The 15,322-nt window shown below is 72.6% G+C and carries 14 protein-coding genes; 11 read left to right on the forward strand and 3 right to left on the reverse strand.

The genetic code is table 11. The annotated features are described in order from the left end of the window. Positions 1–44: 44 nt before the first annotated feature. The gene (locus Pta02_RS11090) at positions 45–1,607 is read left to right on the forward strand and encodes an alkaline phosphatase D family protein (RefSeq protein WP_203874645.1); all 1,563 of its coding nucleotides are present in this window, start codon (positions 45–47) and stop codon (positions 1,605–1,607) included. 58 nt (positions 1,608–1,665) lie between these two features. After that, positions 1,666–2,193: a DUF11 domain-containing protein gene (locus Pta02_RS11095; protein ID WP_203874646.1), complete on the forward strand. Its 528-nt coding sequence runs from the start codon at positions 1,666–1,668 to the stop codon at positions 2,191–2,193. 33 nt (positions 2,194–2,226) lie between these two features. Here the strand turns inward: Pta02_RS11095 and Pta02_RS11100 are convergent, their stop codons facing one another. Next, positions 2,227–3,654 carry an FG-GAP repeat protein gene (locus tag Pta02_RS11100; RefSeq protein ID WP_203874647.1) on the reverse strand — a complete coding sequence of 476 codons (1,428 nt, stop codon included), beginning with the start codon at positions 3,652–3,654 and terminating at the stop codon, positions 2,227–2,229. 94 nt (positions 3,655–3,748) lie between these two features. Here Pta02_RS11100 and Pta02_RS11105 point away from each other — a divergent pair, with 94 nt between their 5' ends. Beyond that, the gene (locus tag Pta02_RS11105) at positions 3,749–4,981 is read left to right on the forward strand and encodes a cytochrome P450 (RefSeq protein WP_203874648.1); all 1,233 of its coding nucleotides are present in this window, start codon (positions 3,749–3,751) and stop codon (positions 4,979–4,981) included. Positions 4,982–5,016: 35 nt separating this feature from the next. After that, positions 5,017–5,505 carry an NUDIX domain-containing protein gene (locus tag Pta02_RS11110; RefSeq protein WP_203874649.1) on the forward strand — a complete coding sequence of 163 codons (489 nt, stop codon included), beginning with the start codon at positions 5,017–5,019 and terminating at the stop codon, positions 5,503–5,505. A 63-nt stretch (positions 5,506–5,568) separates the two neighbouring features. On the opposite strand, the gene Pta02_RS11115 is transcribed toward Pta02_RS11110, so the two are convergent. Then, positions 5,569–7,074: an MFS transporter gene (locus Pta02_RS11115; protein ID WP_203874650.1), complete on the reverse strand. Its 1,506-nt coding sequence runs from the start codon at positions 7,072–7,074 to the stop codon at positions 5,569–5,571. Positions 7,075–7,323: 249 nt separating this feature from the next. Here Pta02_RS11115 and Pta02_RS11120 point away from each other — a divergent pair, with 249 nt between their 5' ends. The 7 genes from Pta02_RS11120 to Pta02_RS11150 all read left to right on the forward strand — a co-directional run bounded on the left by Pta02_RS11120 (position 7,324) and on the right by Pta02_RS11150 (position 14,801). After that, positions 7,324–8,199, forward strand: a complete 876-nt coding sequence (locus Pta02_RS11120; RefSeq protein ID WP_203874651.1) for an STM4015 family protein — start codon at positions 7,324–7,326, stop codon at positions 8,197–8,199. A 106-nt stretch (positions 8,200–8,305) separates the two neighbouring features. Beyond that, positions 8,306–9,253: an STM4015 family protein gene (locus Pta02_RS11125; protein WP_239130134.1), complete on the forward strand. Its 948-nt coding sequence runs from the start codon at positions 8,306–8,308 to the stop codon at positions 9,251–9,253. 83 nt (positions 9,254–9,336) lie between these two features. Further along, positions 9,337–10,293: an STM4015 family protein gene (locus tag Pta02_RS11130; RefSeq protein WP_203874652.1), complete on the forward strand. Its 957-nt coding sequence runs from the start codon at positions 9,337–9,339 to the stop codon at positions 10,291–10,293. Between the two features lie 43 nt (positions 10,294–10,336). Next, positions 10,337–11,494, forward strand: a complete 1,158-nt coding sequence (locus Pta02_RS11135) for an STM4014 family protein (RefSeq protein ID WP_203874653.1) — start codon at positions 10,337–10,339, stop codon at positions 11,492–11,494. Positions 11,495–11,636: 142 nt separating this feature from the next. Continuing rightward, on the forward strand, positions 11,637–12,464 hold the full coding sequence (locus tag Pta02_RS11140) for an STM4013/SEN3800 family hydrolase (RefSeq protein WP_377237399.1): 828 nt from the start codon (positions 11,637–11,639) through the stop codon (positions 12,462–12,464). Beyond that, a complete protein-coding gene (locus Pta02_RS11145) occupies positions 12,455–13,867 on the forward strand; it encodes an STM4012 family radical SAM protein (protein WP_203874655.1) in 1,413 nt (470 codons plus the stop codon). The genes Pta02_RS11140 and Pta02_RS11145 overlap by 10 nt, the downstream gene beginning before the upstream one ends. Continuing rightward, the gene (locus Pta02_RS11150; protein WP_203874656.1) at positions 13,854–14,801 is read left to right on the forward strand and encodes an STM4011 family radical SAM protein; all 948 of its coding nucleotides are present in this window, start codon (positions 13,854–13,856) and stop codon (positions 14,799–14,801) included. The genes Pta02_RS11145 and Pta02_RS11150 overlap by 14 nt, the downstream gene beginning before the upstream one ends. A gap of 271 nt (positions 14,802–15,072) precedes the next feature. Here Pta02_RS11150 and Pta02_RS11155 read toward each other — a convergent pair whose 3' ends face one another. Continuing rightward, positions 15,073–15,264: a hypothetical protein gene (locus Pta02_RS11155; RefSeq protein ID WP_203874657.1), complete on the reverse strand. Its 192-nt coding sequence runs from the start codon at positions 15,262–15,264 to the stop codon at positions 15,073–15,075. Positions 15,265–15,322 lie beyond the last annotated feature (58 nt).

The raw sequence follows: 15,322 nt of genomic DNA on the forward strand, positions 1-15,322 counted from the left end.
GCGCAGGTCACAGCCGGGACAGCTGAACCGCGTGCACTGGGCGGGTGGAGCAGAACCTGTCACGCAGAGTGTTCCTGTCCGCCGCCGCCGACGCCGGCGGCCTGTTGCTCACCGGGGCCTCGCACGCTCCGGCCGCCCGGTCCAGGAGCCTGGCCCGGGATCCGTTCGCCCTGGGGGTCGCCTCGGGCGACCCCTCACATGACGGCGTCGTGCTGTGGACCCGGCTCGCGCCCGAGCCGCTCGGCCTGAACGGCCGCGGCGGCATGCCGTCCCGGGACGTGGAGGTGCGCTGGCAGCTCGCCTCCGACGAGGGGTTCACCAAGGTGGTGCGCTCGGGCGCCGAGACCGCGCGGTGGCGGCAGGCGCACAGCGTCCACGTCGAGCTGGAGGGCCTGGAGCCGGGCCGCGAGTACTTCTACCGCTTCCGCGCCGAGGGACACCTGTCGCCGGCCGGCCGTACCCGCACCGCGCCCGCCCGGGACTCCTCGACCTCCCCGCTGAACTTCGCCGTCGCCGCCTGCGCCCACTACGAGCACGGCTACTACACGGCCTACCGCAGGCTGGCCGAGCAGGAGCCGGACCTGGTGGTGCACCTGGGCGACTACATGTACGAGTACGCGCCGCAGGGCTACACCGCGATCGGCGGCGCCGTACGGCAGCACACGCCCGGCAAGTGCGAGACCCTGGCCGACTACCGGATGCGGCACGCGCAGTACAGGAGCGACCCCGACCTGCAGGCCGCGCACGCCGCCGCGCCCTGGCTGGTCGCCTTCGACGACCACGAGATCGAGAACAACTGGGCGGCCGGAGTCTCCAGCACCGGCGCCCCGGCGTTCGCCCGGCGCCGGGCCAACGCCTTCCGGGCCTACTACGAGAACATGCCGCTGCGGCGCTCCAGCGTGCCCGGCGGGACGTCGATCCGGGTGCACCGGCGGGTGGACTGGGGGCCGCTGGCCCGCTTCCACCTGCTCGACACCCGCCAGTTCCGCGACGACCAGGCCTGCGAGGACGGCCTGCGGGCGGGCTGCGACGACCGGCTCGCGCCGGAGCGCACCCTGCTGGGCGAGGACCAGCGGCGCTGGCTGCTCGACGGCCTCGCCGCCTCCGGGGCCCGGTGGAACCTCATCGGCCAGCAGATCATGATGGCCCAGCGCGACCATCGGACCGGCCCCGGGATCGAGGTCAACATGGACTCCTGGGACGGCTACGCCGCCGAGCGCACCCGCCTGCTGACCGGCCTGCGCGACTCCGGCGCCGCCAACCCGGTGGTGCTGACCGGCGACGCGCACATGCACCACGCGGCCGACCTCATGCTCGACTTCGACGACCCGGACTCGCCCCGGGTCGCGGTGGAACTGGTCACCTCCTCGGTCGCCAGCGACGGGGACGGCTACCGCGACGAGAGCCGGGTCGCCGAGCTGACGGCCGAGAACCGGCACATCTCCTATCTCGACCAGCGGCGGGGCTACATCATGTGCCGGTTGACCACCGAGGAACTGCGGGCCGACTTCCGCGTGCTGGACCACATCAGCCGCCGCGGGGCTCCGGCCGAGACCGGCGCCCGCTTCACCGTGCCGGCGGGGGAGAACGCGCTCGATCCCCGCTGATCGCGGGGGCCGAGAACTTATTGGCGAAATGTCGGCTATGTAAGAAATGATCTGCCGCATGAGTCACTTCGCCACGCGGCTCACCGCCGCGGCCGCCGCCGCCGTACTGGGCGGCACGCTCCTCGCACAGAGCCCGGCCACGGCGGCGGCCGTCACCGCCCCCGCGGTCGTCGCCCCCGCGGCCGCCACCGCCGCGCCCAAGTTCAAGGCCACGGTCTACTACTACAAGCACATCCGCCGGGGCGGCTACACGACCTACAAGGTCAAGGTCACCAACAGGGGCTACGACGGCCAGGCCCACGCCCTGCTCGCCGGGGCCTTCCCGGCCGGGACGCGCAAGATCAAGGTGATCGGCAAGCCGCGGAGCGTCACCTGCGACGTCGAGGGCCGCGGCCTCGGCTGCTGGATCTCCTCGCTGGACAACGGCGACACCACCACGCTGACGGTCGGCGTCTGGCTCTCGCCGTCCAAGCGCGGCACCTACACCGCGCAGTTCGGCGTGGCCTACGCCGACAGCCCGGACGTGGACGCCGACGAGGTGATCGACTACAGGCGCCTCACGAAGTTCAAGAGCAAGATCGTTTGATGCCCGGCCCGGGTGAGGAACGCTCCACCCGGGTCACGACCCGGTCCGGGTGATGGCGTAGCCGAACAGCGTGTCCCCGGCGGCGGTGGCGAAGGTCGTCGCCGTCGCCGGGCGCAGGCCCGGATACGCGCCCTTGCGCGTCGTCCCGCGCAGCAGGGTGAGCCTGCCCGTCCCCGGAGCCGCGACGATCAGCTCCTCGCCCCGGCCGGGGCCGGGGACGGCCGCCAGGGCCGCGCCGAAGTCCCCGCCGCGACCGGTGAGCAGCAGGTCGTTCTTCTTGGTCAGGCCGCCGGAGCGGGTCCCGGCGAGCACCTGCACGGCGTTCTCGCCCGGTACCCCGATCGCCAGCTCGTCGTCGCCGTCGCCGTTGAAGTCGCCGGCGGCCAGCGCGGCGCCGAACCGGTCGGAGTAGCGCGGCCTCCCCTTCAACCCCCGCTGCGACCAGGCCTCGGAGGTCGCGGTCCGCAGGCCCGCCCGCGCGCCGTAGACGACCACCACGGTGCCGTCGCCGTAGTCCATCGCCCGCTGGCCGGCGGTCAGCCCCTCTCCCGGCACCCCGATCGCCAGGTCCGAGCGGCCGTCGGCGTTGAAGTCGCCGGTGGCCAGCGCGGCGCCGAAGCCGTCCCAGACCTCGGCGCGGCCGGTGATCCACGGGCTGTCCTGGGTGAGCTGCGCGGCCCTGCGCCGCCGGACGTCGAGCACGGTGACCGAGCCCTGCCCGTTCTTCAGGATCGTGTCGCCCGGCGCGCCCACGGCCACCTCGGCCCGGCCGTCGCCGTCGAAGTCGCCGGTCGCCAGCACCGCCCCGAACTGGTCGGTCGCGCGCTCGCCCTGGTCCACCCAGCCGCTGTCCTGGGTGATGACGTACGGCGCGCGCCCCCGGTACCCGTAGACCCCGACGCCGCCCCCGCCCAGCCCGGGGATCCCGACCGTCAGCTCGTCGTCGCCGTCGCCGTCCAGGTCCCCGGCGGCCAGCGCGGCCCCGAACCGGTCCGGGCCGCGCTTACGCCCCAGGTCCCCGGAGCCGATCGTCTTGCCGGGACGCAGCCCGTCCGGCGAGCCCCGGAAGAGCTGCACGACCCCCTTGCCGTCCGAACCGGGGCCCGGCCGGTCCTCCTCGGAGACGCCGACGGCCAGGTCGGCGCAGCGGTCGCCGTCGAAGTCGCCGACGGCCAGCGCCGAGCCGAACGCGTCCCCGGTCTCGGCCTCGCCGGGCACGCCGGGGCCGTCCTGGGTGAGCCGCCGCTCGGCGCGCATGCCGTACAGGATCGTCACGGAGCCGGCGCGCGCGTGACCGCCCACCGTCGCGTACGGCGCGGCGACCGCGAGGTCGGCGCGGCCGTCGCCGTCGAAGTCGGAGGGGACGCCGGAGCAGGCGCGCGCGGAGACCTGGGAGGCCGCGGGGGAGGGGGAGACGAGGGTGGTGGCCAGGACGGCCGAGGCGAGGAGCATGGCTCTCATGCCTGGAATGTTTTCCGCCGATTCGAACCCGCATCCTGCCGAAACATGAAATCCGCGTGACCGGTGCGCATAAAGAACGTGCCAGGATTGGAGCATGGACATCGACCTGGCCGATCTGGGCTTCTGGCGCCGCCCGCTCGCCGAGCGGCACGAGGCCTTCGCCCGGCTGCGCGAGCTGGAGCGTCCCGTCTTCTTCCCCGAGAAGAAGGTGCCGCTGCTGCGCTCGGGCAAGGGGTTCTACGCGCTGGTGCGCCACGCCGACGTGGTGGAGGCCAGCCGTAACGCCAAGGTGTTCTCCAGCGAGCCGGCCGTCACCAACCCCGAGCCGCCGGGCTGGGTCAAGCACGTGTTCGGCGAGTCGATGGTGAACATGGACGACCCCCGGCACGCCCGGCTGCGCCGCATCGTCTCGCGGGCGTTCAGCCCGAAGATGCTGGCCAACCTGCAGGGCGACATCGAGAAGGCCTGCGCCAGGATCGTCGACGAGGCGCTGGCCGCCGGGCCCGGCGGCGACTTCGTGAGCCAGGTGGCCGCCCGGCTGCCCATCCACGTCATCTGCGACATGATGGGCGTCCCCGACGACATCCGGGAGAAGGTCCACAAGCACGTCGACGTCTCCACCGCCTACACCGGCGTGCGGCCCAGCCTGCCGCAGACGGTCCGGATGGCCGGGCAGAACATGTTCGCCCTGCTCGCCCTGCAGCGCATGGTGATCGAACTGGGCAAGGAGCGGGCCCGCGAGCCCCGGGGCGACCTCGTCTCGGCGCTGGTGACCGCGAACGTGGACGGGGAGAGGCTGACCGACCGCGAGCTCGGGTCGTTCTTCGCGCTGCTGCTGGTGGCGGGCAACGAGACCGCCCGCAACACCATGGCGCACGGCATCAAGCTGCTCACCGACAACCCCGGGCAGCGCGCGCTGCTGATGGAGGACTTCGACGGCCGCATCGGCGGCGCGATCGAGGAGATGGTCCGCTACGTCTCGCCCATCATGCAGTTCCGCCGCACCGTCACCCAGGACTACGACCTGCGCGGCCTGCACCTGAAGCCGGGCGACAAGGTCGTGCTCTTCTACGGCTCGGCCAACCGCGACGCGGAGGTCTTCCCCGACCCCGACCGCTTCGACATCACCCGCGACGCCAAGGCCCACGTCGGCTTCGGCGGTCCCGGCCCGCACTTCTGCCTGGGCGCCAACCTGGCCCGCCAGGAGATCCGCACCATGTTCAAGGAGCTGTTCACCCGCATGCCCGAGGCCCGCTCGGTGGGCGAGCCGGAGCTGCTGCTGTCCAACTTCGACAACAGCGTGCGCAGCCAGCGCTTCACCTTCTGACCCGGCACGGGTCGCGGGGCTCTAGTCTCGTGGTCGTGACGATCAAGAACGCGCACTGCTCCTACTGCGGTACGGCCTTCGCCGCCGACCAGGCCTGGCCGCGCACCTGCTCCGGCTGCGAGAACACCAGCTACCTCAACCCGCTGCCGGTCGCGGTCATGGTGCTGCCCGTGGACGAGGGCCTGCTGGTGCTCCGCCGCGCCATCGAACCGCACCTCGGCAGGCTCGCCCTGCCCGGCGGCTTCATCGAGACGGGCGAGTCCTGGCAGCAGGCGGCCGTACGGGAGCTGCGCGAGGAGACGGGCATCGCCGTCGATGTGGACGGCGTGCGGCTGCTGGACGTCCTCAGCGCCCCCGACGGCACCGTGCTGATCTTCGCCGCGGGGCCGCCGACCGCCGCGGCCGACCTCCCGCCGGTCGCGCCCACGACCGAGGCGACGGAGTGGCTGGTGATCGGCGAGCCGGAGGAGCTGGCGTTCCCGCTGCACACCCGGGTCGTGGCGGAGTACTTCGCCGCGCGGTGAGCACGGCCGCCGACGAGCACGCGGGTTCCCGCGGCCGGGCCGGCCCCGGGCGGGCGGTCGTCCTCAGGCCGGAGGCTTCGGCCCCCGGGATGACGGGTCCGGACCCGGGGACGGAAGGTCCGCTCCCCGCTCGCCGCTTCCGGGCGTGGCCATGGCCGGAGCGCTCACCTGGCAGCTCATGCACGGCTCCGTGGCGGCCAGCACGTTCTCGCGGATGGTCAGGAAGGTGACCAGCGCGGACAGGGCCATCATCGCCGCACCGACCAGCATCGTCGTGCGGAAGCCCGCGGTGAACGCGGCCGGGGAGGTGAAGGCGTCACCGGTCAGGCCGGCCAGCGGCGGGATCGCGGCCACCGCCAGCAGGCTGCCGGTGCGGGCCACCGCGTTGTTGACGCCGCTGGCCACCCCGGCGTAGCGCTCCTCGGCGGTGGCCAGCACGGTCGCGGTGAGCGGCGCGACCGCCGCCGACAGGCCCAGGCCGAACAGCGCCATCGGCGCCAGCACCCCGGTGACGTAATCGGAGCCCTCCCCGATCCCCGCCATCCACAGCAGCGCCGCGGCGCACAGCAGGATGCCCGCCGTCATGGGGATCCGCGGCCCGATCCGCTTGGCCACCTCACCGGCGCGCGCCGACAGCAGCAGCATCAGCACCGTCACCGGGATCATCGCCGACCCGGCCAGCAGCGGCGAGAAGCCGGCGGAGACCTGGAGCTGGACGACCAGCAGGAAGAACACCACGCCCATCGCGGCGTACATGACGAACGTGACCGCGTTCACCGCGGTGAACACCCGGGAGGCGAACATCCCGACGGGCACCAGGGCGTCCGGCGAGCGCCGGATCTCCAGGAGGACGAACGCCGCCCCCAGCGCCGCGCCGATCGCCAGCGGGATCGGCAGCAGGTCGATGAGGCCGTAGGTGATCCCGGCCAGGGCCAGGGCGGCCAGCACCGCGCCGAGCACGTCGAAGCGCCCGGAGGCGCCGGTGTCCCTGCTCTCCGGCACGTGCCGTACGGCCACCGCCACCACGAGCACCGCCACCGGAAGGTTGATCAGGAACACCCACCGCCAGCCGGCCGTGTCCACCAGCCACCCGCCCAGCAGCGGGCCGACCGCCGCGGCCACCCCGCCCAGCCCCGACCAGGCGCCGATCGCCCGGGGCCGGTCGTCCCGGGTGAAGGACGCCTGGATGATCGCCAGGGAGCCCGGGGTCAGCAGCGCCCCGCCGACGCCCTGCAGCGCCCGGGCCGCGATCAGCATCTCCGCGGTGAGCGCCATGCCGCACAGGGCCGAGGCCAGGGCGAACCAGACGGCGCCGACGAGGAAGATCCTGCGCCTGCCGTACCGGTCGCCGAGCGAGCCGCCGAGCAGGATCAGGCCCGCCAGCGTGAGCGTGTAGGCGTTGACCGTCCACTGCAGGCCCGCCATGTCGGCCCCCAGGTCCGCGCCGAGGGCGGGCAACGCCACGTTGACCACGGTGCCGTCCAGCATCGTGATCCCCGAGCCGAGCACGGTGGCCAGCAGGATCCACCGCCCGGCGGGCGAGGAGAACCGGATGTGACCGTTGTCCATGACGCCCGTCCTTCCCGATGCCCCGCGCGCGACCGCCCGCGGCGTCCGGTGATCCATCGTGACAGGAGGAAGGCAACAACGGGGCCCGCCGTCTGATTCCCCGCCGGTTCTCTGCCGGAGAGGCCGGAGAGGCCGGGGCGGGCGGGGCGGGCGGGCGTGGGCGGGTGCGCGTTCGCGCGGGGCGTCTGGGGAACGCCGGCGATCTCTGGTAGGACATGGGCGTCCGTCCCAGCCCGTGAAGGAACGCATATGACCGACGAGAACGCGACAGGCGGCGTCACCTGGAACCTGGCCGGCGACCCCTCCGAGAGGGGGCAGGACCCCACGATCCAGCGGGAGTTCGACACGTTCATGGCCACCCGCGACCCCGGCCGCGTGCGCGAGATCGTCGTGGGCTGGTGGGGAGCCGGATACGCGGGGTGCAGCTCCGAGCTGCCGGTCGGGCTGCTGAGCGGGGCGGCCGACCGGCTGAGGAATGTGCGCTCGATCCATCTCGGCGACATCGGACAGGAGGAGTCGGAGATCTCCTGGATCGAGCACGGCGACGTCACCCCGCTGCTGGAGGCGTTCCCGAAGCTGGAGTTCCTGCGCATCCGGGGGAGCAGCGGCCTGCTGCTGCGGCCGGTGCGGCACGGGGCGCTGCGGACGCTGGAGTTCGAGAGCGGCGGCCTGCCCGCCGAGGTCGTCCGGGCGGTCGGCGCCTCGCAGTTCCCCGCACTGGAGGACCTGGACATGTGGCTGGGCGTCGAGGAGTACGGCGGCGACGCCACGGTGGCGGATCTGGAGCCGATCCTGTCGGGGGAGCGGCTGCCCGCGCTGCGCTCCCTGGGCCTGCAGAACAGTGAGATCCAGGACGAGATCGCCGCGGCGGTGGCCTCGGCGCCGGTGGTGGCCCGGCTGGAGACGCTCGCCCTGGCCATGGGCACGCTGACCGACACCGGCGCCGAGGCGCTGCTGTCCGGCCAGCCGCTGACCCACCTCAGGCGCCTGGACCTGAGCCACCACTTCCTGAGTGAGGCGATGACGGAGCGGATCCGCGCGGCGCTCCCCGGGGTCGCGGTCGACCTGTCCGACCGCCAGGAGGCCGAGGAGGACGACTGGCGCTACGTCGCGGTCTCGGAGTGATCTTCCGGTCTCCGGGGCGCCGCGGCCGTTCCTGCGAGACGGGTTCTGGGGTGTCGGCGATCTCTGGTAGGACAGGTCCGCCGTACTTCCCCTGACAGGAGCCCAGGTGGACTACTCCGAGTTCAACGACAGTGTGAGCGACCTCGATGAGGGGAGCTACGCCGGTCTGCCGATCGTGTCCGTGCCCGAGAGGAAGGGCCAGAAGATCCCCGCTGCGGGCGGGGCGGCGTGGCGGATCTCGGTGACGCCCTACGAGAAGGTGGAGGCCTTCGAGGAGCAGTTCACCCTGTTCCTGGAGGAGGTGGATACCACGGAGGTGAAGGCGGTCATCATCGGTGAACGGCCGGACCCCGTCGACGGCGAGGATGCGGTGGTCCGTTCGCTCGTGGACAACGCGTCCCGGTTTCCGGCGCTGCGCTCGCTCTTCCTCGGTGCGATGAGACAGGAGATATGTGAGATCTCCTGGATCGAGCACGGCGACGTCACACCGCTGCTGGAGGCGTTCCCGCTGTTGGAGCGGCTGGAGGTCAGAGGGAGTGAGGGCCTGCGGCTGCGGCCTATACGCCACGGGAACCTGAGGATCCTGCGGTTCGAGTCGGGTGGGCTCCCCGTTGAGGTCGTGCGCGGGGTGGGCGCCTGCGACCTGCCCGCGCTGGAGTATCTGGAGCTGTGGTTCGGCATGCTGGAGTACGGCGGCGACGCCACCGTGGAGGACCTGGAGCCGATCCTGTCGGGCGGGCGGCTGCCCGCGCTGCGGCACCTGGGTCTGCAGAACAGTGAGATCCAGGACGAGATCGCGGCGGCGGTGGCCTCGGCGCCGGTGGTGGCGCGGCTGGAGTCCCTGTCCCTGTCGATGGGCTCACTGACCGACACCGGCGCCGAGGCGCTGCTGTCCGGCCAGCCGCTGACGCATCTACGGCGCCTGGACCTGCACCACCACTTCCTGAGCGACGCGATGATGAGCCGTGTCCGCAAGGCCCTGCCCGGAGCCGAGACAGACCTGTCCGGCCGGGAGCGGACCAGCGGCCCGGGCTACGTGGCGGTGGCGGAGTGACCTCGCCCGCACCCGGATCACCCGGAGTGTCGCCGATCTCTGGTAGGACATGGTCCGTCGTATTTCGCCTGACAGGAGCCGGGATGGACCACACCGAGTTCAACGACCGCGTGAGCAACCTTTCCGAGGGGACCTACGCCGGTCTGCCGATCGCGTTCGCACCCGAGAAGGATGACGACGAGGAACTCCCCGCCGCGGGCGAGGCGGCGTGGCGGCTGTCGGTCGAGACCTATGACGCGGAGGAGAGCTTCGAGGAGCAGTTCACCCGGTTCACGGCGAAGGTGGACACCACCGCCGTCAAGGCGATCATCATCGGCAGCTGGGAGGACGCCTACGAGGACGGCAGCTCCACGATCGTCCGGCTCCTGACGGACAACGCCGGCCGCTTCCCGGCACTGCGCTCGCTCTTCCTCGGCGCGATGGAGGGGGAGGAGTGCGAGATCTCCTGGATCCAGCAGAGTGACGTCACGCCGCTGCTGGAGGCGTTCCCGCTGCTGGAGCGGCTGGAGGTGCGCGGCGGCAGCGGCCTGGAGCTGCGGCCGGTGCGGCACGGGAACCTGAGGATCCTGCGCTTCGAGTCCGGCGGGCTGCCCGCCGGGGTGGTGCGCGCGGTGGGCGGGTGCGACCTGCCCGCGCTGGAGTATCTGGAGCTGTGGCTCGGCGTCGAGCAGTACGGCGGCGACGCCACCGTGGCAGACCTCGCCGGGATCCTGTCGGGGGAGCGGCTGCCCGCGCTGCGGCACCTGGGCCTGCAGGACAGCGAGATCCAGGACGAGATCGCCGCCGCGGTGGCCGCCGCCCCGATCGTCGCGCGGCTGGAGTCCCTGTCCCTGTCGATGGGCTCACTGACCGACACCGGCGCCGAGGCGCTGCTGTCCGGCCAGCCGCTGACCCACCTCGGGCGCCTGGACCTGCACCACCACTACCTGAGCGACGTCCTGGTCGAGCGCGTCCGCAAGGCGCTGCCGGAGGCGGAGATCGACCTGTCGGACCAGGAGGACATCAGGAACGACTGGCGCTACGTCGCGGTGTCCGAATGAGAGCGGGCGAGGGGCACGTGCGGTGCCTTACGGCGGTGGCCGGATGAGTCCGCTGCTCGCGGTGGCCGGGACGCCCGGGGATCGGCGGGTGACGATGTTCGCCGACGCCTGCGTCCGGTACGGCCTGCGCCCGCCGGAGGTGATCCCGTGGACCTCCGTGCTGCGGGGCGGGGAGATCACGCTGGAGCCCGGGACCCTCGTGCGGATCGACTCGCCCGGGGAGGACGCCGAGGCCGACGCGTTGCTGCGCGGGCCCGGCGAGCCGTCCCGCGTCGGCGGGGGCGCGCGCTGGCACGCCGCGTTCACCGCGGGAATGGCGCGGGTCCGGGAGGCCGTGGAGCGCACGCCCGGGGCGGGGCTGCTCGGTGACGTCGATGAGATCGCGGTCATGTTCGACAAGCGGCTGTGCCACGCGCGGCTGGCGGCGGCCGGGGTGCCGGTGCCGCCCGCGCTGCCCGGACCGGTCGAGGGGTACGCCTCGTTGCGCGAGCAGATGGACCGGGCCGGATGGGGCCGGGTGTTCGTCAAGCCCGCGCACGGTTCGTCGGCGTCCGGGGTGATCGCCCTGCACGCGGCCGGGAGCCGGGTTCTGGCGGTGACGTCGGCGGAGCTGTCCTCGGGCGGGCTGCACAACTCGCTGCGGGTGCGCCGCTACGAGAACGAGGCCGATCTGCGGGTGATCGTCGACCGGCTGGCCGGGGACGGGCTGCACGTCGAGTGCTGGTTCCCCAAGGCCGGGCACGACGGGCGCACCATCGACCTGCGGGTGGTCGTCGTGGACGGTGTGCCCACGCACGCCGTCGTCCGCGCCGGCCGTACCCCCATGACGAACCTGCACCTGGGCGGTGCGCGGGGCGACCTCGGCGCGGTCCGGGCCCGGCTGGGGGAGGGGGGCTGGGAACGGGTGCTGGACGCCTGCGCCCGGGCCGCCGCGTGCTTTCCCGCGAGCCCGGTCGCCGGGGTCGACGTGATGATCGGCGTCGACTGGCGGTCGGTCGCGGTGGCCGAGGTCAACGCCTTCGGCGACCTCCTGCCCGGGCTGACGGGCTTCCCCGGGAGCGGCGCCGAGGACCTGGACACCTACGGGGCCCAGGTCCGGGCGATCCTGTCCCGCCGTACGGCGGCGCCGGACACCGCCGTACCCCCTCCCGTCGCACCGGCGCCGGGAACGAGGGACGTCCCGGTGCGGGGGCGGGTGTGATGCGGGCGGGGGACGTGAGGGCGGTTGCTTCGAGTGTGTCCCGGGTGAAGGGCGCCGGGGCGTCAGGGGCGAGGGGTGTCTCGACGCGGGTTGGGGACGTGGGCGCCTTCTCGGTGGTGGGGGGAGTGGTGAGGTGAGTGGGATGCGGGACATGAACGCGGTCGTGGGGGGTCACGATCTGCTGCTGGTGACGCTGGACACGCTCCGCTACGACGTGGCCGACGAGCTGGTCCGGGCGGGGCGGTCGCCGAATCTGGCGCGGGCGTTGCCCGGGGGGAGGTGGGAGCGGAGGCACAGTCCGGGGAGCTTCACCTACGCCGCGCACGCCGCGATCCTCGCCGGGTTCCTGCCGACGCCGGTCGCGCCCGGTCCGCATCCCCGGCTCTTCGCCGCCACCTTCCCCGGCAGTGAGACCACGACCGGCGGGACGTGGGTGTTCGACGCGCCGGACCTGCCCGCCGGGCTGGCGAAGGCGGGCTATCACACGATCTGCGTCGGGGGCGTGGGCTTCTTCAACAAGCTGACCCCCCTCGGGTCGGCGCTGCCCGGGATGTTCGCCGAGAGCCACTGGGATCGGGGTTTCGGCGTCACCTCGCCGACCTCGTTCGAGCAGCAGATCGCGTGCGCGGAGCGGGCGGTCGCGCGGGCGCGGGCGCGGACGGGCGGGCCGGTGTTCCTGTTCGTCAACGTCGCGGCGCTGCACCAGCCGAACTGGTTCCACCTGCCCGGGGCGACCCGCGAGCACGGGGACGGCCGGGAGAGCCACGCCGCCGCGCTGGAGTACGTGGACCGGCACATCGGCAGGCTGTTCGCGCTGATGAGTCAGGATAGGCCGGGCTTCGCGATCGTCTGTTCCGATCACGGGACGGCCTACGGCGAAGACGGATATGTCGGGCATCGGATCGGCCATGAGGTGGTCTGGACGGTGCCCTACGGAGAGTTCGAACTGGAGCGGGGGGCATGGCGGTGACTCCGAGGGCGGGGCGGACGCTGGAGATCGTGCAGGCGGGCGCACGGGCCGGCGGGCGGGCTTCGGCCGTGACGGCCGCCGGGGCCGGCGGCAGGGGGACGGACAGGCCCTCCGCGTCGGGCCCGTACCAGGGATACGTCTACGCCTACCCGCACAAGACGGCCTACCGGCCGCTGGACCCGCGTCCGTCGCTGCGGGAGGTGTGGGAGGGTGAGCCGCTCGGCAGCCTCTTCCTCTACCTGCACATCCCGTTCTGCGAGATGCGCTGCGGCTTCTGCAACCTGTTCACCCGGACCGGCGCCCCCGAGGAGCTCGTCGCCGCCTATCTGGGCGCGCTGGAGCGGCAGGCGCACGCCGTACGGGACGCCCTGGACGGCCCGCGGTTCGTCACCGCCGCGATCGGCGGCGGCACGCCGACCTACCTGAGCGCGGGCGAGCTGACCCGGATGTTCGACCTCACCGAGCGGATCATGGGCGCGGACCTGCGCGCCGTACCCCTGTCGGTGGAGACCTCGCCCGCCACCGCGACCGCCGACCGGCTGGCGGTCCTGGCCGAGCGGGGCACGACCCGCATCTCGATCGGCGTGCAGAGCTTCGTCGACGCCGAGGCGCGGGCCGCGGTCCGCCCGCAGAAGCGGGCCGAGGTCGAGGCGGCGCTCGGCCGCATCAGGGAGACCGGGTTCGAGGCCCTCAACATCGACCTCATCTACGGCATCGACGGGCAGACCGAGGAGTCGTGGCGCCACTCGCTGGACGCCGCGCTGGAGTGGAAGCCCGAGGAGGTCTATCTCTATCCGCTGTACGTGCGCCCGCTCACCGGTCTCGGCCGCCGGGCGCGCGACTGGGACGACCACCGGCTCGGCCTCTACCGGTACGGCCGCGACCACCTGCTGGCCGCCGGGTACGAGCAGGTGTCGATGCGGATGTTCCGGCTGCCGGGTACGGCGAGCGCCACCGAGTACTGCTGTCAGAGCGACGGCATGGTCGGGCTGGGCTGCGGCGCCCGCTCCTACACCTCCCGTCTGCACTACTCCTACGAGTACGCGGTCGGCGCCGGCCAGGTCCGCGCGATCATCGACGACTACGTACGGCTCACGCCGCGGGACTTCGAGGCCGCCAACGTCGGCTTCCGCCTGGACTCCGGGGAACGGCGCCGCCGTCACCTGATCCAGTCGCTGCTGCAGGCCGAGGGGCTCGACGCGGCCGCCTACCGGGAGCGTTTCGGCACCGAGGCCGCCGAGGACTTCGGCGAGGAACTGGAGCGCCTGGCGGACCGGGGCTGGCTGGAGGCGGGCGCCCGGCTCCGGCTGACCGCCGAAGGGCTGGCGCACTCCGACGCGATCGGCCCGGCGCTGTTCTCCGCCCCGGTCCGCGAGCTGATGGCCGCCTATGAGACCCGCTGAGCCGCGCGCCGCCGGGGCGTCCCCCGAGGTGCTCCGGATCGGCGGAAGGCCGGAGCACCTCGCGGACACAGGTCCGGCGGACGACGCAGGCGACTCGGAGCACCTGACGATCCTCTACCGGGGGCCGCTGTCGAGCTGCGACTACGACTGTTCCTACTGCCCCTTCGCCAAACGGCGCGACAGCCCGGAGCGGCTGCGGGCCGACCGGGCGGCGCTGGAGCGCTTCACCGGGTGGGTGGCCGGGCGGGAGCATCCGGTCTCGGTGCTGTTCACGCCGTGGGGTGAGGGGCTCGTCCGGTCCTGGTACCGCCGGGCGATGGTCGGGCTCAGCCACCTGCCGCACGTGCGCCGGGTGGCCGTCCAGACCAACTTCAGCTGCCGCCCGGACTGGCTGGCCGAGGCGGACCTCGGCACGCTCGCCCTCTGGGTCACCTACCACCCCAGCCAGGTCGCCTACGAGCGGTTCACCGACAAGTGCCGCGACCTGGTGAGCAGGGGAGTGCGGTTCAGCGTCGGGATCGTCGGCCTGCCCGAGCACCTGGACCACGCCCGCAGGCTCAGGGCCGACCTGCCGGACGGGGTGTACCTGTGGGTGAACGCCGCCGAGGGTCACCTCTACACCGACGCCGAGGCCGCCGTCTGGACCGGGATCGATCCGCTGTTCCCCTACAGCCGCACTCCGCACCGCAGCGCGGGACGGCCCTGCCGTACCGGCGACAGCGTGATCTCGGTGGACGGCGACGGCACCGTACGGCGCTGCCACTTCGTCCCCGCCGTGCTCGGCAACCTCTACGACGGGACGTTCCGCCGCCGGGCCCGGCCCTGCCCGCTGGCGGTGTGCGACTGCCACATCGGCTACGTCCACCTGGAGCCGACCGGCCTGTACGACGTCTTCGCCGGCGGCATCCTGGAACGCATTCCAAGCATTCTATGAAATTTCGGATATATCCGTGCATGAGGGAAAATAAGAGCGGCCCCACGGTCGGAAGCAAGGCCGTGGAGCCGCTCTCGTATATGTGCTGCTCTCCAGAAGAGTCTTTCGGTTGGAGCCGTGGGCTCCGGGGAACACGGATTTCCGTCCTTGGGAATTCGTGTTCCCGGGGAATCCTGTGTGATTCCCCGATTGCGACCGCCCGGGGGTGATCCGTCCCCGGGCGGGGCGTCCGGTACGAGCGGCCGGACGCCCCGAGGCCTCCCGGAGGAGGTCAGTTCTCGATGAACCCGAGGAGGGCCACGTCGAGCAGGTCGTTCAGGACGTTGTTCTCGTGGTTCTCGATGTAGGTGGAGCCCCCGCCTCCACCGCCGTTGTCCCAGTCACAGGTGGCCGAGGCCGGGCCGGCGAAGATCAGGCCGGCGAAGCCGGCGATGGCTGCGCCAGCGAGAAAGCGGCGAATCATGGTTCTTCCTCCATGAAAGAGAGAATCATCGTTTGTTTCCGAGACAGGCCAGGTATGG

This window comes from Paraplanobispora takensis, from assembly GCF_016863195.1.
Taxonomy (GTDB): Bacteria; Actinomycetota; Actinomycetes; order Streptosporangiales; family Streptosporangiaceae; genus Planobispora; species Planobispora takensis.